The organism is Brevibacterium sp. BRM-1 (genome assembly GCF_026802075.1).
Taxonomy (GTDB): Bacteria; Actinomycetota; Actinomycetes; order Actinomycetales; family Brevibacteriaceae; genus Brevibacterium; species Brevibacterium rongguiense.
The window spans coordinates 163,251-182,973 of sequence record NZ_CP113788.1 but is presented as its reverse complement, the minus strand read 5'-3'; the positions used below and the strand labels follow the sequence as shown (position 1 = coordinate 182,973).

At 74.8% G+C, this 19,723-nt stretch carries 22 protein-coding genes; 10 read left to right on the top strand and 12 right to left on the bottom strand.

The window, feature by feature from the left end; all coding sequences use genetic code 11:
- Positions 1–17: 17 nt before the first annotated feature.
- On the bottom strand, positions 18–1,172 hold the full coding sequence (locus tag BRM1_RS00830) for an FAD-dependent oxidoreductase (protein WP_268527194.1): 1,155 nt from the start codon (positions 1,170–1,172) through the stop codon (positions 18–20).
- 99 nt (positions 1,173–1,271) lie between these two features.
- On the opposite strand from BRM1_RS00830, the gene BRM1_RS00825 reads away from it, so the two are divergent.
- Complete coding sequence (locus tag BRM1_RS00825) at positions 1,272–1,595, top strand: putative quinol monooxygenase (protein WP_268527191.1); 324 nt, start codon at positions 1,272–1,274, stop codon at positions 1,593–1,595.
- 4 nt (positions 1,596–1,599) lie between these two features.
- Here the strand turns inward: BRM1_RS00825 and BRM1_RS00820 are convergent, their stop codons facing one another.
- The 3 genes from BRM1_RS00820 to BRM1_RS00810 all read right to left on the bottom strand — a co-directional run bounded on the left by BRM1_RS00820 (position 1,600) and on the right by BRM1_RS00810 (position 4,675).
- Entirely contained in the window at positions 1,600–2,154 is a 555-nt protein-coding gene (locus BRM1_RS00820; protein ID WP_268527187.1) for an OsmC family protein, read from the bottom strand.
- Between the two features lie 68 nt (positions 2,155–2,222).
- Positions 2,223–3,329, bottom strand: a complete 1,107-nt coding sequence (locus BRM1_RS00815) for a diacylglycerol/lipid kinase family protein (RefSeq protein WP_268527184.1) — start codon at positions 3,327–3,329, stop codon at positions 2,223–2,225.
- 50 nt (positions 3,330–3,379) lie between these two features.
- The gene (locus BRM1_RS00810) at positions 3,380–4,675 is read right to left on the bottom strand and encodes a C40 family peptidase (protein ID WP_268527181.1); all 1,296 of its coding nucleotides are present in this window, start codon (positions 4,673–4,675) and stop codon (positions 3,380–3,382) included.
- A gap of 156 nt (positions 4,676–4,831) precedes the next feature.
- Here BRM1_RS00810 and BRM1_RS00805 point away from each other — a divergent pair, with 156 nt between their 5' ends.
- The 5 genes from BRM1_RS00805 (at position 4,832) to BRM1_RS00785 (ending at position 11,060) form a co-directional block, all read left to right on the top strand.
- The gene (locus BRM1_RS00805; RefSeq protein ID WP_268527178.1) at positions 4,832–5,209 is read left to right on the top strand and encodes a hypothetical protein; all 378 of its coding nucleotides are present in this window, start codon (positions 4,832–4,834) and stop codon (positions 5,207–5,209) included.
- 226 nt (positions 5,210–5,435) lie between these two features.
- Positions 5,436–7,688, top strand: coding sequence for an N-acetylmuramoyl-L-alanine amidase (locus tag BRM1_RS00800; protein WP_268527174.1), 2,253 nt, complete (start codon positions 5,436–5,438; stop codon positions 7,686–7,688).
- A gap of 105 nt (positions 7,689–7,793) precedes the next feature.
- On the top strand, positions 7,794–9,419 hold the full coding sequence (locus tag BRM1_RS00795) for a helicase HerA-like domain-containing protein (protein WP_268527171.1): 1,626 nt from the start codon (positions 7,794–7,796) through the stop codon (positions 9,417–9,419).
- A 4-nt stretch (positions 9,420–9,423) separates the two neighbouring features.
- Positions 9,424–10,185: a PIG-L deacetylase family protein gene (locus tag BRM1_RS00790; RefSeq protein ID WP_268527169.1), complete on the top strand. Its 762-nt coding sequence runs from the start codon at positions 9,424–9,426 to the stop codon at positions 10,183–10,185.
- A 41-nt stretch (positions 10,186–10,226) separates the two neighbouring features.
- Positions 10,227–11,060, top strand: a complete 834-nt coding sequence (locus tag BRM1_RS00785; RefSeq protein WP_268529887.1) for a patatin-like phospholipase family protein — start codon at positions 10,227–10,229, stop codon at positions 11,058–11,060.
- Between the two features lie 36 nt (positions 11,061–11,096).
- Here BRM1_RS00785 and BRM1_RS00780 read toward each other — a convergent pair whose 3' ends face one another.
- Positions 11,097–11,378: a YchJ family protein gene (locus BRM1_RS00780; protein WP_326957546.1), complete on the bottom strand. Its 282-nt coding sequence runs from the start codon at positions 11,376–11,378 to the stop codon at positions 11,097–11,099.
- Positions 11,379–11,481: 103 nt separating this feature from the next.
- Positions 11,482–11,994: a thiol peroxidase gene (gene tpx / locus BRM1_RS00775; RefSeq protein WP_268527165.1), complete on the bottom strand. Its 513-nt coding sequence runs from the start codon at positions 11,992–11,994 to the stop codon at positions 11,482–11,484.
- A 22-nt stretch (positions 11,995–12,016) separates the two neighbouring features.
- On the opposite strand from tpx, the gene BRM1_RS00770 reads away from it, so the two are divergent.
- From BRM1_RS00770 to BRM1_RS00760, 3 genes are all read left to right on the top strand, one after another.
- Entirely contained in the window at positions 12,017–12,865 is an 849-nt protein-coding gene (locus tag BRM1_RS00770) for an amidohydrolase family protein (RefSeq protein ID WP_268527163.1), read from the top strand.
- Positions 12,862–13,788, top strand: a complete 927-nt coding sequence (locus tag BRM1_RS00765) for a DUF808 domain-containing protein (protein WP_268527158.1) — start codon at positions 12,862–12,864, stop codon at positions 13,786–13,788. The genes BRM1_RS00770 and BRM1_RS00765 overlap by 4 nt, the downstream gene beginning before the upstream one ends.
- A 114-nt stretch (positions 13,789–13,902) precedes the next feature.
- Positions 13,903–14,847, top strand: coding sequence for a polysaccharide deacetylase family protein (locus tag BRM1_RS00760; RefSeq protein WP_268527156.1), 945 nt, complete (start codon positions 13,903–13,905; stop codon positions 14,845–14,847).
- Here the strand turns inward: BRM1_RS00760 and BRM1_RS00755 are convergent.
- The 4 genes from BRM1_RS00755 to BRM1_RS00740 form a co-directional block, all read right to left on the bottom strand.
- Positions 14,837–15,241: a VOC family protein gene (locus BRM1_RS00755; protein WP_268527153.1), complete on the bottom strand. Its 405-nt coding sequence runs from the start codon at positions 15,239–15,241 to the stop codon at positions 14,837–14,839. The genes BRM1_RS00760 and BRM1_RS00755 overlap by 11 nt on opposite strands.
- A 34-nt stretch (positions 15,242–15,275) precedes the next feature.
- Positions 15,276–16,013, bottom strand: a complete 738-nt coding sequence (locus BRM1_RS00750) for a peptidyl-tRNA hydrolase (protein ID WP_268527150.1) — start codon at positions 16,011–16,013, stop codon at positions 15,276–15,278.
- Positions 16,014–16,085: 72 nt separating this feature from the next.
- On the bottom strand, positions 16,086–16,565 hold the full coding sequence (locus BRM1_RS00745; protein WP_268527148.1) for a SufE family protein: 480 nt from the start codon (positions 16,563–16,565) through the stop codon (positions 16,086–16,088).
- On the bottom strand, positions 16,562–17,464 hold the full coding sequence (locus BRM1_RS00740; protein ID WP_268527146.1) for a sulfurtransferase: 903 nt from the start codon (positions 17,462–17,464) through the stop codon (positions 16,562–16,564). The genes BRM1_RS00745 and BRM1_RS00740 overlap by 4 nt, the downstream gene beginning before the upstream one ends.
- A 369-nt stretch (positions 17,465–17,833) precedes the next feature.
- Here BRM1_RS00740 and BRM1_RS00735 point away from each other — a divergent pair, with 369 nt between their 5' ends.
- The gene (locus tag BRM1_RS00735; RefSeq protein ID WP_160953204.1) at positions 17,834–17,974 is read left to right on the top strand and encodes a hypothetical protein; all 141 of its coding nucleotides are present in this window, start codon (positions 17,834–17,836) and stop codon (positions 17,972–17,974) included.
- Positions 17,975–18,041: 67 nt separating this feature from the next.
- Here the strand turns inward: BRM1_RS00735 and BRM1_RS00730 are convergent, their stop codons facing one another.
- A complete protein-coding gene (locus tag BRM1_RS00730; RefSeq protein WP_268527142.1) occupies positions 18,042–18,686 on the bottom strand; it encodes a DUF1697 domain-containing protein in 645 nt (214 codons plus the stop codon).
- Positions 18,683–19,495 carry an alpha/beta fold hydrolase gene (locus BRM1_RS00725; protein ID WP_268529885.1) on the bottom strand — a complete coding sequence of 271 codons (813 nt, stop codon included), beginning with the start codon at positions 19,493–19,495 and terminating at the stop codon, positions 18,683–18,685. Before BRM1_RS00725 ends, BRM1_RS00730 begins: the two co-directional genes overlap by 4 nt.
- Positions 19,496–19,723 lie beyond the last annotated feature (228 nt).

Genomic DNA, 19,723 nt, shown 5'->3' with positions numbered 1-19,723 from the left:
GCTGGGCCCCGCCCGCGCTAGGCCCCCAGCAGCTCCATGAGCTCGCGGGCCACGGCCCGCCCGGCCCGGTTGGCCCCGATCGTCGAGGCGGTGGGGCCGTAGCCGGGCAGGTGGATCCGGTGATCGCGGGCCACCCGGGTGGCGAGCCTGCCGTCCATGCGCACCCCGCCGCCGGGCTCGCGCAGGCGCAGCGGCGCCAGGTGGTCGAGCCGGAAGCGGAAGCCGGTGCACCACAGGATCGCGTCGAAGGCCTCGGTCTGTCCCGGCCGAGCATCGCCGGGCCCCTGCACGACGCCGGCCCCCGTGAGCGCTGCGAACATGGGCCGGGCGGTGAGGATGCCGGCCGCGCGCGCCGCGCGCAGGCCCGGGGTGAGCGGCAGTGCGGTGTTCGAGACCACGGAGCCGGGCCGTTCACCGCGGCGCACCCGCTCCTCGACGCGCGCGATGACCGCGTGGCCGAGCTCCGGGGTGAACTCCCGGTCCGTGAACTCCGGCGGCCGGCGGGTGAACCAGGCGACCTCGGCCACCTGGGCGATCTCCTGGAGCAGCTGCACCGCGGAGATCCCCCCGCCCACGACCGCCACCCGCTGCCCGGCGAACTCGCCCGGTGAGCGGTAGTCGTGCGTGTGCAGCTGCCGCCCGCCGAACGCCGCTGCGCCCGGGTAGTAGGGCACATAGGGCCGATCCCACGTGCCCGTGGCGCTCACCACCGCGTCCGCGCGCAGTGCGCCCGGCCCGGCCGGAGTGCGCAGCTCCAGGCGCAGCGCGCCCGCGTCCTCGCGCACCCGGTCCACGCTGACCGGCCGGTGAGCGCGCAGGCCCAGCCGCTCCTCGTAGGCGGCGTAGTAGGCGGGCACCGCCGCCGAGGCGCGGATCGAGTCCGCCGCGCTGCCCGCCTGCGCCATGGGCAGGCCCGGCAGGTCGTTGATGCGGTTGACGTTGGACAGCGTGAGGCTGGGCCAGCGGTGCTGCCAGGCCCCGCCGGGCGCCGGATTCTCGTCGAGCAGCGCGAAGTCCCGGCCCGGCTCCAGGCCCCTGCGCTGCAGGTGGTAGGCCGCGGACAGCCCGGCCTGCCCCGCGCCGATGACGGCGACCCGCACGGCATCCGGAAGCAGTGCGGCACCCCCACCGGCCACGGGGCGCGGCGGGCCGTCCTGCTGCGCGCGGCTCATCCGCGCCACCCGCCCTTGCACAGGGCTTGGTACCGTGAGCCCCGATCAACGCCCCCATGGGCCGCCCGCCTCACCGGGCGCCTGCCGAAAGGAGTCGCCGTGTACCTCATCGTCGTTCGCTTCCCCGTCAAGCCGCAGTATGCGCAGGCGTGGCCCGAGCTGTCCGCGGCGTTCACCCGGGCCACCCGCGCGGAGCCGGGCAACCTGTGGTTCGACTGGTCGCGCAGCCTGGACGATCCGAGCGAATACGTGCTCGTCGAGGGCTTCGCCGACGACGAGGCGGCCGCGGTGCACGTGAGCAGCGCGCACTTCGCGACGATGCAGGAGGAGTTCCCGCAGTACCTCGTGGCCACTCCGCGCATCATCTCCCGCAAGGTCGAGGGCAATGGCTGGGAGGAGATGGGCGAGCTCTCCGTGGGGTGACGCCTCACGGTGCGCCCGCCTCCCCGTGCGCCGCGGAGCCGATCCCGCCCACGTCGATGTGGGAGCTCAGCTGCGCATCGGCGCCGTGGTGCAGGGTCCGCGAGACCGTGCAGTAGCGCTCATGGGCGAGGTCGAGCAGCCGGCGGGCGCGCTCGGCGGTGCGGGCCTCGCCCCCGGGCCCCGCGGCCAGCCGCAGGCGGGCCTCGAGGCCGAGGTCGGCCAGGGTGTTCTCCCCGTCGGCCCCGCTCTGGTGCCGGGCGCGCGCGGTGAGCTCGAGGAGCTCCGGCTCCCCCGCGCGGCTCAGCGGCTCCTCGACGGTCGCGGCCATGCAGCCGGCCAGCGCGGCGAGCAGCAGCTCGGCCGGGCTCAGCAGGCCGTCCGCGGTCCCGAATTCCACGGCTGCCCCGCCGGGCGCCTGCGCCCGCAGCCTGCCGGGTCCCGTGCGCGTGACGGTCACCGAGCTGAGCGCACCGGGTTCGCCGCCCGCGGAGCGCTGCTGCGCGCGCGGGCCATCCGGCTGCACCGGGTCTGCCCCCATGGCGGGCTGCGTGTCGTCCATGCCGCTCATTGTGCCGCGAACCGGCTCGGAGCGCTCGGCCGGGGCGCGGCGGCCCCGGCGGCGGGCGCTCAGCGGATGCGCGGGGCGGCGGCGCGCAGCGCGCCGGGCAGCGCCTCGGCGCGCAACCGCACGATGCCCGACACCGCCTCGCCGTCGAGCTGGACGGGCTGGGGTGTGAGCGGCTCGACGACTACGGTGCGCGCCCGCGCGCGGCGCAGCGGGTGCGCGCCTGTCCCGCGGGCCGCCGCCGCGTCGCCCGCGCGCTCGGGAGACTCGCCGGCGCGGGAGTGTTGCCCCCTCAGTGCGGGGCCTCCCGCGCCGCGCCCGGGCAGGGCGCTCGCGGCCACCGCCGCCCAGTCGGCCCAGCGGCCCACCGGCGAGGTGCGCGGACAGCAGGCGAGGAGGTCGAGCGCGCCGTCGTCGGCGCGGCCGGGGAAGGCGCGCAGCGGGGCGGGCAGCCCGGGCCCCAGGCCGGCCAGGAGGCTCCACGCTCGCACGCGCGTCTCCTCCCCTGCCCCCACGGCGGCCTCCCACCGCACGCGCGCGGCGAACGGCGCGGCGCCCAGCAGCGGTACGCCGGCCAGCGGATAGGCCAGCCACCGCGCTCCCGCATGTCCCAGCCCGCGGATTGCCGTGCGCCGGCGTATCCGCGTGATCGTGCGCGCATCGTGGCCCATGCCGGCCGCGGTGAGGAAGATGCGCGTCTCCCGGTGGTCGTCCCCGCGGCCGCGGGTCAGCTCGGCGTGCCCCGCATCCACGCGGCGCACCGGCGCCGCGAGCAGGGCCTCCAGCGGAGTCCGCCGGGTGATGCCGAGCGCCCCGGCGAACAGGTTCGCCGTGCCTGTGGGGATGGGCACCAGCACGGGCTGGGGCGCGGCGCCCGGCGCCTCGGGGGCGGAGGGGGGCGGGGCAGCGGCTGCCGCATCCTCACCGCAGCCCAGCAGGCCCTGGGCGCACGCGCGCAGCGTGCCGTCCCCGCCCACCACGGCAAGCGCCTGCACCCCGCGGGCGGCCAGGCGCGCGGCCTGGGCCGCGCCCGGACGAACCGGCGTGGTGAGCGCGAGCTCCCACGCGATGCCGCGGTGGTCGAGGAGCGCGCACAGCGCCCGCACGCGCGAGCGCGCGGCCGGGTGGATGGGATTGAGGACAATCCCCCACCGCGGCCGCGCGCTCATGATCGGGCTCCCGTGCTCACGGGGTCGGCGTGCTCACGGGATCATGGGGCTCACAGGTACCGGCGCGCCCCGGCGAACTCGCCGCGCGAGTCCCAGTCCCGCCAGTCGGAGACCTTCACCGACGTCGAGGCGTTGGGCGCGTGGATCATCTTGCCGTCGCCGATGTACATGCCGACGTGGTGGACGCTGCCGGTGCCGCCCGGCTGGGCGAAGAAGAGCAGGTCGCCGGGCTGCAGCTCGGACGTGGAGACCGCCTTGCCCGCCTTAAACTGCGGGCCGGAGTCGCGCGGCAGCTCGATGCCGTGGGCGCGGTAGACGGAATAGGTGAAGCCGGAGCAGTCGAAGCCGTAGGCCGAGGTGCCGCCCCACAGGTACCTGAGGCCCGTGAACTGCTTGGCGGTCGCGACGAGCTCGGCCGGCTTGGGTGCCGGGACCGGCTCGCCGTGGGCGCGCACATCCATATCGGCGGACTTCGCCCACGCCTTGGAGCCGTCGGGCAGGCCCACGCGCACCTCGTCGTCCGTGCCGGCCAGGGCCGGCAGCTCGGTGTTGAGCGGCACCTCGATGCCCGAGTCGTCCTTCGCCCCCGGGTTCGGGCGCAGGCGGGTGGCCTTCGCGGTGACGGTGGCGACCGCGGCGGACTCGGCCTGCTCGGCGTAGTCCTTGTTGTCGAGCAGCTGCTTGGCCGGCAGCCACGCCTCGTAGCCGTGCTCGGCGCCGGGCGCGGGCTCGCGGGCCACGCCCACCTTCGCCCAGGAGCCCTTCGTCGCGAGGACGGTGACCGCGTCGCCGTAGAGCGCCTGGGTCTCCGTGCGACCGGTGAGCCCACGGCGCAGCTCGGTGGTCTTCAGCGCCTTCGTCCAGGCCGCGATGTCCGCGGGGTTGCCCAGCGCCGGCCGGTCGACCTTGCGCGGCGCGCTCGGCGACTTCCACAGCGTGGCGACGGGCACCGCCACGTAGGCCGTGTCGCCGGCGGAGATGCCGCGGCCGGCCTTGACGGTGGGCGCTGCCGGCGCCGAGTCGTCGCTCGAGGCCGGCTGCAGGACATCGGGCCGGTCGACGGCGGTGAGGCCGCCCTCGTCCTCCGTCTGCGCAGGGCTGGGCTGGCCGGGGCTCGCGGGCGCGCCCGTCGTCGGCATCCCGCTCGCGGCGGGCCCGGTGGTGGGCTGCGCGCTCGGATTGGCCGGGACGGCGGTGCCGGTGGCGGTGGCCGAGGCGCTGGCCGCGGCGGTGCCCGCGCTCGGGGCGTTCGTACTGGCTGCTACGGCGGGGAGGACCGTCAGGGCCGTGCCGAGGGCGACGGCACCGGCGATGGTGCTCCGCACCGCGATTGTTCGCGTGTGCATCGGTGTCCTTCCAGAGAACTGGTGGGAAGCGGGACAGTGAGTCGAGTTTACCTCCGCGCTCCACAGGATCGGCACAGTTGCGCCCTGTCAGCGGGCCAGGCGGCGGGGCTTTCATGATGGTGCACACACTCCTCACACCCCCTTAGGCAGGCAGCGATGAAGAAGCTCACGACAACCCTGGCAGGCATTGCGGCGGCCGGCGCCGGCATCCTCGGCCTGGCCGCGGTGCCCGCCACGGCGCAGGCGGGAGGGCCCCAGGCGGCCTCGATCGCCCACGTGCGCGCGGCGGTGCTGCCGCAGGCCGAGGTGCGCTCCGGCTCGAAGTCCGCGAAGACCGGCACGGACTCGGCAGACGGCGCAGATGACGATGTGGTAACGATCGGCGGGTCCGGCGCGTCGCTGGACCTCATGGCGCTGCTCGAGGCGCCCGCCCGCGCCGCCGCGGGCACCGTCACGACGGCCGCCGGCACCGTGAGCGTCTCGGTGACCCGGGCCGCCGCCGCGGCGGGCGACCCGGCCGCAGTGGCCGCCTGAGCGCCCCGCGGTGGGCCCGGGCGGGCCGTGATGGAGCCCGGGCACGGTCCGGGCACGGTGCGGGCGGCTCGGGTGCGGTCCGGGGGTGGCTCGGGTGGGATCCGGGGGGCGCATCGTTGCGAGACCGTAACCGAATTCGGCGGACGCGCCGGTGCGGGTCCTGGGCTAGGGGCGCGCCGTTCGCTAGGTTCGCAGGCGTAGGTCTCGTCTTCCCCCTAGGACCCTCATGCATCGCTTCATCACCAGCACTCTGCTGTCCGCGGCCCTCGTGGCCGCCGCCGCGCTGCCCGCGTCGGCCGCCGGCTCGGACCTCCTGACCGGCCCCGTGCCCGGCGCATTCGGCGCCGGGCAGGGCGCCAGCCAGACCGCCGACCGCGACGGCGGCGAACTGGGCAGCCTCGCCGATGCGCAGGAGCGCCTCGACGCCACGGCCACCGAGCAGCACCCGGAGGTCGCCTCCGCGACGCAGGACGTGCGCGCCGGGCGCAGCATCGACATCGTGCGCCCGTTGCTCAAGGACACGGCCGCCGAGGCGTCCGTCACCGTCATGGGCGCCAGCTGGCGCACCGCGAGCGCTCCGGACAGGGTCGAGTACCGCACGAAGGCCGCGGAGGCCGAGGACTGGACGGCATGGGAGGAATGGGGTCCATCGGACTCCGGCCCCGACGAGTCCAGCCCGGAGCACCGCACCGACGAGGTGGCCACCGATCCCATCGTCGTCGCCCAGGACGAGACCGTGCAGGTGCGCGCGGTGGGCCCGGAGGCGGCGCGGGCCACGGTGCGCACCGTCACGACCCCCACCACCCGGGAGGACGAGGAGCTGGCCGGCGGGGTCGTCGACGAGAACGCGGCCGGCGGAGCCACGGCCTCGCCCGCCCCCAGCACCGGGGAGCCCAGCCAGTCCAGCACCGGCGAGCCCACCGAGCCCAGCGAGTCCGGCCAACCCAGCCAGTCCAGCGAGTCCGCCCAGCCCAGTGCCGCGGCCCAGCCCTCCGGCCTCGACCTCGCCACGGCCAGCACCGACGACGTCGAGGCGGCCCGGCTGCGCACGGCATTCGGCGCGCAGTCCGCCGCGGTGGAGCAGACGGGGATCGGGGCCGGTGCCTCGGACTCGAACGGCACGAAGAAGCCCGCCAAGCAGCCGGCGAAGCGCGCCGCCGCGCAGCCGCGCACCGCCTCGGTGTCCGGCGGCCCCACGGTGGGCGGCCTCAACTACGTGAGCCGCTCCCAGTGGGGCGCTGCCAAGGACTCGTGCGGCAATGACTCCGGCGCGAGCCTCAAGGCGATGGCGATCCACCACACGGAGGGCGCCAACGGCTACTCGCGCGCCCAGGTGCCGGGCATCCTGCGCGGCATCCAGGCCTACCACCAGCAGAGCCGGGGCTGGTGCGACATCGGCTACAACATGCTCGTCGACCGCTTCGGCACCATCTACGAGGGCCGCGCGGGCGGCCTGGACAAGGGCGTCGTGGGCGCCCACACCTCGGGGTTCAACAACGCCGTCTACGGCGTCTCGGTCATCGGCACCTACAGCAAGCCCGCGCCGGCCGCGGTCGTGAGCACGCTGTCGAACGTCGCCTCCTGGCTCTCGGCCCGCTGGGGCTGGGACCCGAACTCCACGGTCAAGGTCAAGTCGCAGGGCGGGACCACTGTCAAGTACGCCCGCGGCACCACGGCGACGATCCCGCGCATCTTCGGCCACCGCGACACCTCGGACACGGACTGCCCCGGCAACGGCCTCTACGGCCAGCTGGGGAAGATCCGCTCGAGCGTCAAGGCCAATCGCGCGACCATGACCGGCGCGATCCGCTCCTTCTACTTCCACAACTCGAACACCACGAGCGCGCCGCGTGCCAAGGCGCAGTGCGGGCTGGCCGGCGGCGGGTGCTACCAGGCGTTCGGCAACGGGACCGTGTACTGGTCGAAGGCCACCGGGGCGCAGCTCGTCAAGAGCCCGTCCTCGGTGGGCCGGGCCTACGCGGCCGCCAAGCACGAGGCGGGGGCGCTGGGCTACCCCACCGGCGGGGAGTTCCGGCTGGCGAAGGCGCGCGGCGCAACCGCCCAGCGCTTCGAGCACGGGGCCATCGTGTGGAGCGCGCAGACGCACGCCCAGCGCGTCACGGGCGCGGTGGGCGCCAAGTGGCGCGCGGCCGGCTGGGAGCGCGGGGAGCTGGGCCTGCCGACCTCGAACGCGTCCTGCGGCCTGACCGGCGGCGGCTGCTTCCAGTCCTTCCAGCGCGGCCAGATCCACTACTCGAAGGCCTCGGGCGCCCACACGACCGTGCGCGGCTCGGCCATCACCCGCGCCTGGCAGGCGGCCGGCGCCGAGCGGGGCAGGCTGGGCTACCCGACCTCGGACGAGAAGTCGCGCGGCGCCTCGGCGACCCAGTCCTTCGAGCACGGGACGATCACGTGGACGAAGGGCAAGGGCGCGCGGGTCTCCGCGCGCGGCGGGAGCATGACGGCCGGCACCCACTGACCCCAGCCCGTCGGCCGGGCCCCTGCGATCACCCGATCGCAGGGGCCCGTTCGCGTCTGCCCCGAGCACCCGGGCGCGGGGGCCGCGCTGTGCCAGAATGACGCCATGAGCGAATCCCCCGCACTCGATGCGATCCGCGCCGGCTACTCCTTCGACGTCCCCGCCGTCCGCCTGGGCTCCGCCCTCGACGGCGACGCGCCCGTGCCCGATGCGCCCGTGGCGCTGCCCCTGGGCATGCTCAACCGCCACGGCCTCGTGGCCGGCGCGACCGGCACCGGCAAGACGATCACGCTCCAGGTCCTCGCGGAGGCGATCAGCGCCGCCGGGGTCCCCGTCTTCGCCGCGGACATGAAGGGCGACCTGTCGGGTATGGCGACCCCGGGCAGCGCCTCGGACAAGCTGAGCGCCCGCACGCAGGCCAACGGGCAGGACTGGCAGGCCCGCGCCGCGGAGGTCGAGTTCTACTCGCTGGGCGGCCAGGGCACGGGCATCCCCATGCGCGCGACCGTCAGCTCCTTCGGCCCGCTGCTCCTGGCCAAGGTGCTCGGCCTCAACGAGACCCAGGAGTCCGTCCTCGGCCTCATCTTCCACTACGCGGACTCGGCGGGCCTGGCGCTGCTCGACCTCTCCGACCTCAAGGCGGTGCTCACGTTCCTCGACTCGGACGAGGGCAAGACCGACCTCAAGGGCATCGGCGGGGTCTCCGCGGCGTCCGTGGGCGTCATCCTCCGCGCGATCGCGAACCTCGAGGCGCAGGGCGCCGACGCGTTCTTCGGCGAGCCGGAGTTCGAGATCGCGGACCTGCTGCGCACCGCGGACGACGGCCGCGGCATCGTCTCCATGCTCGAGCTGCCCGCGTTCCAGGACCGCCCCCAGCTGTTCTCGACCTTCCTCATGTGGCTGCTCGCCGAGCTCTTCCACGAGCTGCCGGAGGTGGGCGATGCGGACAAGCCGGCGCTCGTGTTCTTCTTCGACGAGGCGCACCTGCTGTTCAACGGCGCCTCGAAGGCCTTCCTCGACTCCGTCGCCCAGACGGTGCGGCTCATCCGCTCGAAGGGCGTGGGCATCTTCTTCGTCACCCAGTCCCCGGCTGACGTCCCGGACGAGGTGCTCGCGCAGCTGAGCTCGCGGGTCCAGCACGCGCTGCGCGCCCACACGCCCAAGGACGCGAAGGCGCTCAAGGAGACCGTGCAGACGTTCCCCAGCTCCGACTACGACCTCGCGGCGCTGCTCACGGGCCTGGGCACGGGCGAGGCCGTCGTCACGGTCATGGACCCCGATGGCTCTCCCACCCCGGTGGCGCCCACGAAGGTCTTCGCCCCCGCATCGAAGATGGGCCCCACGGAGGCAGGCGCCCTCGATGCCGCCGTGCACGCATCCCCGCTGTGGGAGAAGTACGGCGAGCCCATCGACCGCGAATCCGCCCGGGAGATCCTCACGGCCCGCCTGGAGGGCGGGGCGGAGCACGCCAAGGCGCACGGCGAGGGCGACGAGAGCTCCGGGGCCGAGGCGCACTCGGGGGCCGAGGGGCACTCCGGGGCCGAGGGACAGCCCGCCGAGCACATCCCGGCACCGGACGGCGGGGGCCGGGGTGAGGATTACGACGACGACCGCGGCGGCCCCTCGATGTTCGACCAGGTGGTGGGCTCGTCTGCGTTCAAGCAGTTCACACGCACGGCGGCCCGCGAGATCGCCCGCGGCATCTTCGGCACCGGCCGCCGGCGGCGCTGAGCCCATGACGGACGCCGCACCCGCCCGCGCAACCGAGCCGTTGGAGCCGCTGGAGCCGTTCGAGCCCACCGGGATCGAGCGGATCCTCTGCATCGTCGCCCACCCGGACGACATGGAGTACGGCGCCTCGGCCGCGGTCGCGGCGTGGACCGCGCGGGGCATCCGGGTGGACTACCTGCTGCTCACGGCCGGCGAGGCCGGCATCCGGGGCCGCGAGCCCGGCGAGGTGGCGCGCCTGCGCAGCGCCGAGCAGCAGGCCGCCTGCGACAGCGTGGGCGCCGCGAGTCTCACGGTCCTCGACCTGCCCGACGGTCTCCTCGAGCCGGGGCTGGAGCTGCGCGCGCTCATCGCCCACGAGATCCGCCGCCGGCGGCCCCAGGCGCTCGTGACGATGACGTGGGAGCTGCGCCTGCCGTGGGGCTTCAACCACGCCGACCACCGGGCGTGCGGCCTCGGCGTCATCGACGCCGCGCGCGACGCCGACAACCCGTGGCTCTTCACCGCCGCGCCGGACGGCTCGCCCGCCCTGCCCGCGTGGAAGGCGGACACGCTCATCGTCTCCGGCGACCCGCACCCCACCCACTGCGTGGACGTCAGTGGCGCCGCGCTTGAGGCCGGCATCGCCTCGCTGAGCGCGCACCGCCTCTACCTGGAGGCGCTGCCCGAGCACCCCGAGCCCCGCGAGCTCCTCACCGGCATGACGCGCGAGGCGGGGGTCGCCGCCGGCTGCGAGGCCGCGCTGCCGGTGGGCGTGTACGCCCAGTGAGCCGCGCGGAGGCCACCGCGCTCATCTTCGAGGGCGGGGGCATGCGCGCGGCCCTGACCTCCGGCTTCGCCGTCACCCTCATCCAGGAGGGCATTGCGTTCCCCTGGGTGGCGGGGATCAGCGCGGGCGCCTCGAACGGCGCGAACTACCTCTCCGGGGATGTCCGGCGCGCCCGCCGCAGCTTCGTCGAGTTCTCCGCGGACCCGCAGTTCGGCTCGCTGCGCACGTTCGCCGCGGGCCGCGGGCTGTTCAACGCGGAGTACATCTACCAGCGCACCGCGCTGCCCACCCAGGCGCTGCCGTTCGACTGGGAGGCGTTCGCCGGCAACCCCGCAGAGTTCGCGATCAGCGCCTTCGACGTGGAGTCCGGTGCGGAGCAGGTGTGGACGAAGGCGGACTTCCCCACGATGGACGACCTCATGGTGCGCGTGCGGGCGACCTCCACGATGCCGGTCATCATGCCGCCCGTCGAGGTCGCCGGGCGCACGTACGTCGACGGCGCGCTCGGCGCGGACGGCGGCATCCCGCTGAGCGCCGCGCGGCGGGCCGGCTTCGAGCGCTTCGCGATCGTGCTCACCCAGCAGCGCGACTACGTCAAGGCCCCGCAGCGCTTCCCCGCCTTCTACCGCGCCTACTTCCGGCGCCATCCCGCCGTCGCCGAGGCGCTGCTCACCCGCTGGCGGCGCTACAACGCCATGCGCGAGGAGGTCTTCGCACTCGAACGCGCAGGCCGCGCGTATGTCTTCGCCCCGGAGGTCATGCCGCTGCGCAACGGCACGCGCAATCTCTCGCAGCTGGCCGCGGCCCACCGTCTGGGGCTCAGCCAGGCCCGCCGCGAGCTGCCCGCGCTGCGCGAATTCCTGGGCCTGGCCTAGCTGTGCGGCCCCGTGCGCCCGCGGACGCACGGGGAATCAGCCCGCCGCGCCGTCGAGGTACATCCAGCGCCCGGCCCGGCGCACGAAGCGCGAGCGCTCGCGCATGGCCCCGGCCCGGCCGCCCGCTCGGCTGTGGGCGGTGAAGGCGACGATCCCCTCGGCGTCGTCGACGCCTCCGCCCACGACCTCGTCGATGATGAGCCCGGTGAACTCCACTCCGGGCTCCGGCGCGGTGTCGCGCGGGCGGGTGCGCGGGTGCCACGTGCGGAACAGGTGGTCGCCGTCCCCCACGGCGAAGGCCGTGTAGCGCGAGCGCATGAGCGCCTCGGCGGTGGCCGGCCATGCGCGCCCGCTCAGCGCGGGTTCGCAGCAGGCGGCAAACGCGGCCCCCGCGGGGATGCCCCCGCAGGGACAGGGGGACTCAGAGGACGGCGAGCGCGGCATTGTAGTCCGGCTCGTCGGCGATCTCCGACACGAGCTGGGTGTGGAGCACCCGGCCGTCCGCGTCGAGGACGATGACGGCGCGGGCCAGCAGGCCGCGCATGGGGCCGTCGACGAGCGCCAGCCCGTAGGCGGTCCCGAAGTCCTGCCCGCGCCCGGCCGGCGCGCGGAAGTCAGACGCGACGGTGACGTCCTCGATCCCCTCGGCGCCGCAGAAGCGGGCCTGGGCGAACGGCAGGTCGCGCGAGACGCACACCACCTCGGTGTCCTCCAGGCCCGCGGCCAGCTCGTTGAAGCGGCGCACGCTCGCCTGGCACGTGCCGGTGTCGATGCTGGGGAAGACGTTGAGCACCGCGCGCCGGCCGCGGACGTCGGCGAGGGCCACGGGCGCCAGGTCCGAGCCCGTGAGCTCGAAGTCCGGTGCCTGCGAGCCCACGGCGGGCAGCGCTCCGGACGTGTGGACGGGGGTTCCCCTGAATGCGGTTTCAGCCATGGGGCCACTCTAGACTTCGACCATGGATCCCGCGCCAGCCCCGTCCCCTGCCCCGCCGGCAACCGCACCCGCCCGCGTGTTCGACGCCCATCTGCACCTCATCGACCCGGCGTTCCCGCTCACCGCCAACGACGGCTACGTGCCCCAGCCCTTCACCGCCGCGGACTACCAGGCGCGCAGCGCGCCGCTGCCCGTGGCCGGCGGGGCCGTGGTCGCGGGTTCGTTCCAGCGCCTCGACACGGGCTGGGTGGCGCCGGCCCTCGCGCAGCTGGGCCCGGGGTTCCGCGCCGTGGTCAACCTCTCCCCCGCGGTTGCGGACGCGGAGCTCGACGGTGAGCTCGATGCCCTGCACGCCGCCGGCGCCCGCGCGCTGCGGATCAACCTGTTCCGCGGCGGCGCGTGGGAGGCCGAGCAGCTCGACCGGCTGGCCCGGCGCGCGTTCGACCGCGTGGGCTGGCACACGGAGTTCTACGCGGACGTCGCGGCGCTGGGCCGCGACGAGCGCCTCATGGGCGTGCTCACCGGGCTGCCGCGCATCACCGTCGACCACTTCGGCATGTCCGAGGCGCGCGAGGCCCTGCTGCGCCTCGTGGCCTCCGGGGCCGTCGTCAAGGCCACGGGGCTGGGCCGCATCGACATCGCCGACCCCGCCGCGCTCACCGCCGCGATCCTCGCGGAGAACCCCGCCGGGCTCATGTTCGGCTCGGACCTGCCGTCGACCCGCGCCCGGCGCCCCTACACCCCCGCCGATGCCCAGGACATCGCCGCGTGGGCCGGCCCGCACGCGCCCGCGGTGATGTGGGGCACCGGCGCCGCGCTCTACGGGGCGCCCGAGCCGGAGACCGCCGGCCAGCCGGAGCCCGCAGAATGAGCGGCGGCCTCATCGCGCTCCTCGACGACGTGGCGGCCCTGGCCCGCGCGGCGGCCGCGAGCGCCGACGATGTGGCGGCCGGGGCGGCGAAGACCTCGGCGAAGGCCGCCGGCGTCGTCATCGACGATGCCGCGGTGGCCCCGCAGTTCGTCCAAGGCGTCCAGCCGGCCCGCGAGCTGCCGATCATCGGCAGGATCGCCACGGGCTCCATCATCAACAAGCTGCTCATCATCCTGCCGCTCGCGCTGCTGCTCAGCCAGTTCGTGCCGTGGCTGCTCACGCCGCTGCTCATGATCGGGGGCACCTACCTGTGCTACGAGGGCGCGGAGAAGGTCTGGGAGATGGTGCGCGGCGAACACCACGAGGCGGTGGAGGCCACCGCCGGCGATCCGCGGGATGCGGAGCGCCGCCTCGTCCGCTCAGCCGTCCTCACCGACTTCATCCTCAGCACGGAGATCATGGTGATCTCGCTCAGCGACGTCATCGACCGGCCGCTCATGGACCGCACGCTCATCCTCATCGTCGTGGCGCTGGCGATGACCGCCGGCGTCTACGGGGTGGTGGGCCTCATCGTGAAGATGGACGACGTGGGCCTCGCCCTGAGCCGGCGCGGCGGCCCGCTCGCCGGCGCCGGCCGACTCCTCGTGGCCGGGATGCCCCGCCTCCTCACGGCCATCGGCTTCGTGGGCACGTTCGCCATGCTCTGGGTGGGCGGGCACATCATGGTCACCGGCGTGGATGCGCTGGGCTGGCACGGCCCGCACCACCTCATCGCAGTCGCCGCCGAGGCGCTCCACCCCATCGCGCTCGCCGGGCCCGCGCTCGCGTGGCTGGCCGAGACGCTGTGCTCGCTCGTCGTGGGCCTCGCGTGGGGGCTCGTGGTCTTCGGCGCGGTGCGGGCGCTGGCGCGCCTGCGCCGCTGAGCGGTGCAGGCGGTAATGGGCGCCGCCGCTTGGCCAGTCGGCGGGGTGCGCCCCGGTGCTAGCGTGGGCAGGGTTGCCCGCCCCGACCCAGCCCCCACGACACCCGGAGCCCGCATGAAGACCCTCCCCCGCGCCGTCCGCGCCGCAGCCCTCGCCACGGCAGCTGCGCTCGCCCTCACCGCCTGCCAGGGCGGCGGGTCCTCCGACGCCCAGTCGAGCGGGCAGGCGCCGGCCGGATCGTCGAGTGCCGGCGCCTCGGCCGCCCCGAGCGCGAGCGGGCCGGACGCCACCGCCTCGGCGGGCCCCTCGGGAGATGCCGCGGCCGATTCCGCGGCCCTCAAGCCGGGCACCAACCACAGTGCGGCGGCGGACGGCTACGCCTACCCCGCGAAGGACGTCCACGACTGGCTGTGGGGGCGCAAGGCGAAGTCGCCCACGTACCCCAAGAAGAAGCTCGCATTCCTCACGTTCGACGACGGGCCCACGAACTCCACGCCCCGCACGCTCAAGGAGCTCAAGAAGGCCGGCGTCCCGGCCAGCTTCTTCATCATCGGCGGTGACAAGGGGCTGGGGCGGCCCAAGAGCGCGGGCTACCTCAAGGACGAGATCGCGCAGGGCAACTCCGTGTGCATCCACTCCTACACGCACTCGTTCCCCCTCCTCTACCCCGGCCGGACCGCCTCGCCGAAGGCCATCGTCAAGGACTACACGAAGACCGTGAGCGCGGTGCGCGACGTCCTCGGCGAGGACTACCGCGTGGGCTGCCAGCGCTACCCGGGCGGCCACGGGTGGAACGGGATGAAGCCCGCGGACCGCGCCATGCAGAAGAAGGGCGCCTGGTGGATCGACTGGAACTCGGAGAACGGCGACGGCACGGACACCGCCTCGTCGACCGGGGCGGGGAGGGCCAAGCAGGCACTGTCGACGCTCGGGTCGAATCCGCGGGTCGCCGTCATCCTCATGCACGACTACAAGGACAACGACGCGACGATCGAATCGATCGCACCGCTCGTCAAGGCCCTGAAGAAGAAGGGCTACGACTTCGGCGTCATGAGCTGAGCGGCTCGTCGCGACCCTCGCGCACGGCCAGCTGCCACGAGACGCCGAAGCGATCGTCGAACCACGCGTAGCGCTGCGCGAACGGATAGGCCCCGGGCTCCATGAGCACGCTCCCGCCCGCGCTGAGCGCGGCGCAGACGGCATCGAACTCGGCGGCGCCGACCTCGAGGAACAGCGAGAGCGCCGGCGTGAAGCCGAACGCGTGGTCGATGGGCGAGTCGAGGACGTCGATGTCCTGGCCCTGGATGCGGATCCGGCTGCGGGTCAGGAGGCCGGGCTGCGCATCGGCGGGCACGAGGGCGACGACGTGGGCGTCCGGAATCGCGCTCGTGTACAGCTCGACCGCGGCGCGGGCCGCGCCGCCCTGGAACATGAGGAACGGGGTGAGCGACACGATCGGTCCTTCCGTTGGCTGAGCCCCCACTGTCTCAGACGGGGGCGGAGCCACCATCGAGTGTCCAGCCCGCGACGGTGGTCTGCGTGGGCCCGTCGAGTTCTGTGAAGCCGGCGTCGGTGATGCGCACGGGCCACTCGCGTTCCCACGCGGCGGCGTCGAGGTCGACGACGCGGGTGCGGAACCCGGCCTCCTGCCAACGGCGGCGGGCGGCCTCGGGCATCGTCTCCCAGGCCCGCTGGGCGGCGTGGGCGCACTGTGCCGCGGCCTTGCCGGTCGTCATGCCCAGCCCGGGCCGGATGCCCACGGTCACCACCGCGTCCGGGGCGGTGCTCGGCCCGCGGGCCGGGAAGTTCGTCTCGCCCACCTGCAGCTTCGCCAGCGCCTTGGGCAGCGGGGAGACGGGCGCCGGCACGAAGGCGCGCACGGCGGCCGCGGGGCGGGCGGACTGGTCCCCTTCGGCTCTGTCTCGTTCTGCCGGGTCTCGGGGTTCCGGCTGTGGCGCGGTGGAGTCCTGCTCGCCGGGCACCGGCGGGATTGCGGCCGTCACCCCGGGCAGCTCCTGGACGTCGGCCCACCGCTTGCCGTCGGCGCGGCGGACGACCTTGCGGATCGCCAGCCCGCGCCACTGCGCCACCGCGCGGGCCCACTCCCCGCCGGGCTGCGCGGCGCGGTCGTCGGCGAGCAGCGCGACCGCGGCCGCAGCGGCGGCCTCGCAGACCTCGATGTGCCCGGCCTCGGCCGCGCGGTCGCGGAAGACGACGAGCTGCATGGCCCAGGGCACCTCGGGCCCGGGCTGAGGCGCACCGGCGGTCACAGTCGCCTCACGGATCCAACCGCGCGCTCACGCACCGGTCTGCTCGCGGACCTGGCGCTGGATGCGGCCGAGCATGCCGCCCATGCCGCGCAGGCGCAGCGGGGAGACCTGGTCCTCGAGCGAGAGGCGCAGGGGCAGGTCCGCAGGAACCGCCAGCACCGTCTCCGCCGAGCTGCCGTCCAGGCCCTCGGCCAGGATGCCAGCGAACCCGCGCGTGGTGGGCGCCTCGGGCGGGGCGCTGAAGAACAGGCGCACGGCGGCGTCGGGGGGCGCGGGCTGGCCGTCCCCCGCGCCGTCGACCTCGACGGTGAGGAAGATGGGCGACTGGCACTCGGGCACGGGTTCCAGGAGCCCCGGATCCTCGGCGAGTCGGGCGGGCAACTCCGGCAGCTCCTCGGAGAACTCGAGGAGCAGCTGCAGGCGGTCGGGGCCGCTCAGCGCGGCGAAGTCGTCGGCGATCTCCTGCAGGCCTCCGGGCAGCGCCTCGGGGTCTGCGGCCGCGCTCATGCCGACGCCTCGCCGGGCTCCTCGCCCGCGGCGATCGGGACGCGGACCGCATTGCCCCACTCGGTCCACGAGCCGTCGTAGTTCTTCACCGAGTCGAAGCCCAGCAGGTGGGCGAGCACGAACCAGGTGTGGCTCGAGCGCTCCCCGATCCGGCAGTAGGCGATGACGTCGCCGCCGGGCTCCAGGCCCAGCTCGTCGAGGTAGACGCCGCGCAGCTCGGCGGCGGACTTGAACGTCCCGTCCTCGTTGGCGGCGCGCTTCCAGGGCACGGAGTGCGCGGTGGGGATGTGGCCCCCGCGCAGCGCGCCCTCCTCCGGATAGGCGGGCATGTGGGTGCGACTGCCCGTGTACTCCTCGGGGCTGCGGACGTCGATGAGCGGGGTGGTGCCGATCGCCTCGCGGACCTCGGGCAGGAACGCGCGGATCGCCGAGTCATCGCGCTCGACGCTCGGATAGTCGGCGCCGGCGCGCTCGGGGCGCTCCTTCGTCAGCGGGCGGTCCTGGGCGATCCACAGCGCGCGTCCGCCGTCCATGAGCCGCAGATCGGGGTGGCCGAACAGGGAGAAGACCCACAGCGCGTAGGCGGCCCACCAGTTGGACTGGTCGCCGTAGAAGACGACGGTGGAATCGCGGGAGATGCCCTTGGCGGCCATGAGCTTCGCGAACCCGGCGCCGTCCAGGTAGTCGCGGGTGAGCGGGTCGTTGAGCTCCGTGTGCCAGTCGATCTTCACCGCGCCGGGGATGTGACCGGTCTCGTAGAGCAGGACGTCCTCGTCGCTTTCGACGACGACGACATCCGGGTCGTCGAGGTGGTCTGCCACCCACTGCGTGCTCACGAGGCGATCGCCGTGGGCGTAGTCGGCGAACTTGGGCGTGCTGTCATCGATCGGAGCGGACACTGATCCTCCGTGCGCGAGGGGACATGGACACCTGCGTCAACCGGCGCCCCGCGCGCGCTTATTCCCGGCCAGCCGCCCGGGCGGCCGGTGACGGCCGGTGACGCTGCGCGTCCGCGCGCGTCCCCGCGGGTCCCCGTGCGTCCGCCGCCGAGGCGCGGACCGCCTGCCGCTCGCACACTGGCGGGGCCGGTGCGCGCCCGCGCACCCTGGTTCGGGCGCGTGGGCAGAACCGCCGATCGCGCACTCGTGCTCGGGCGAGGCAGGCTCGCGCCCCGGTTCGCACACGGGCATGAGGCGGACAGGAGCACTGCGGCCGGCAGGTCCGCGCAGAGGAGACCGGCAGGACCGCGCAGAGGAGAGGAGCACGGCATGCAGGCACAGCTCGCCCGTTCGGAGGGCGCGTGGCTCGTCACGATCGACGCCCGCGAGGTGGGGCGCTTCGCGCGCATGACCGACGCGATCCGCCGCATCGAGAGCGCGCTCTATCCGCGCTCGGGCAACCGGGGCTGAGCCCGCGCGGCCCATCGGCCGCGCGCGCTCAGCCGCACCAGCCGACCGCATCCGCCGGCCGCGCCCGTCAGGCCTCCAGGCGCGCGGCCACCGCACGCAGGGTGCGCAGATTCCGGGCGGTGACGGTCATGCCCAGGCGCCGCTCGAAGAGGGCCTGGGACAGGCGGGAGCCGTGGGCGCCATTCGCGTACCAGATGCGCGCGTGCCGCTCCCCCACCCAGACTTCCTCTCCGCCTCGGGCCAGCGCCTGCACCTCCCTGTCGAGGGCCGAGCGCTGAGCCTCGGGCACGGCGGAGGCGAAGAACAGCAGCGCCTCGCGCGCCTCGTCGCGATCCGCCTCCCTGGTGTGCGCGCCGAAGGGACTCGCCTCCAGCGCCGCGCGCAGCTCGCCCGCCCCGCGGGCGACGACGGGCACCGCGAAGCCGCAGCGCTCCTCGAGGGCCGCGGCGAGTGCGAGGGCGAAGGCATCGGGCGGTGTCGGCTGGTCGGCAGGACGGGGTGCGCTGGTCGCCGGGGGTGCGGTACTCGGCGCCCCGGCGGTCGGGGGTGCGGTTTCCGGGGGCACGGCGAGGAGATTGCCGCTGGCCAGGTGCGTGGCGACCTCCGCGGCGCCGAGTTCTGCGGCCACCGCGCGCAGGTCCGCCATGCGCACCGTGTTCTTCCCTCCCAGGTTGACCCCGCGCAGGAAGAAGGCGCAGCGCTGCGCGCTCACGGCCGCCCGCGCAGCAGGAACGCGCGGAGTGCCTCGAGGAATTCGGCGGGGCGCTCGGAGTGCACCCAGTGGCCGGCGTCGCGGATGGTGATGCGGGTTGTGCGGGGGAAGAGCTCGCGCATGCGGGGCGCGCAGGCCTCGTCGATGTAGTCGGACCGGCCCCCGGCGACCCACAGGACCGGCCCGTCGAAGGGGGCGTGGGTGAGTTCGGCCTGCGGGGGGAAGCCGCCGATGGCGGGCAGCGAATCGGCCAGCAGCTCGAGGTTGGGCTGCCATTCGAAGGCCGGCCCCGTCGTGTGCGGGGCCGCGCTGCGCAGATTCTGCAGGAGGAAGCCGCGCACCGTGTCGTCGGGAATGGCCGGGGCGAGCGCGGCATCGGCTTCGCGCCGGCTTTCCAGGCGCGTGAGGTCCAGGCGCCGCAGGCTGCCCAGGAGGTGCTCGAACTGGCCGCCCGAACCGCCGTCCACCGGAGCGATGTCGACGACGACGAGGCGCTCGACGAGCCTCGGGTGGCGCAGCGCGAGGACCATCGCGACCTTGCCGCCCATGGAGTGGCCCAGCAGGTCGATGGGCCCGGCTGCGGCGAAGTCGGCGGCCAGGAAGTCCGCGACGGCATCCGCGTAGGCGACGTAGTCGATGCGCTCGGTCCACGGGGAGGCGCCGTGGTCGGGGAGGTCGATGAGCAGGCTCGTGAAGTCCTCGCCGAGTCCGCGGGCGATGCGCGTGAAGTTCTTGCCGCGGCCCATGAGGCCGTGGAGGAACGCCACGCGGCGCGGTCCGTCGCCGATGCGGGTGGCCGCGAGTTCGATGGGGCCGGCGGTGGGGCCGGCGGTGGGGCCGTCATCGCTGCGGGTGCGCCTGCTGTCCTCGTCCACGCGGGTCCCCTCTCTGCTGCTCTCGCCTACTGCGCTGTCACTGGTGCTGCTGTCGCTATTGCTGCGCCGTCGCGGGCGCTGCGCCGTCGCTGGCGCTGCGCCGTCACGGGTGCTGCGCCGTCACGGGTGCTCATTCGTTCGCGCCGCCGCCGCGCCGGCCGG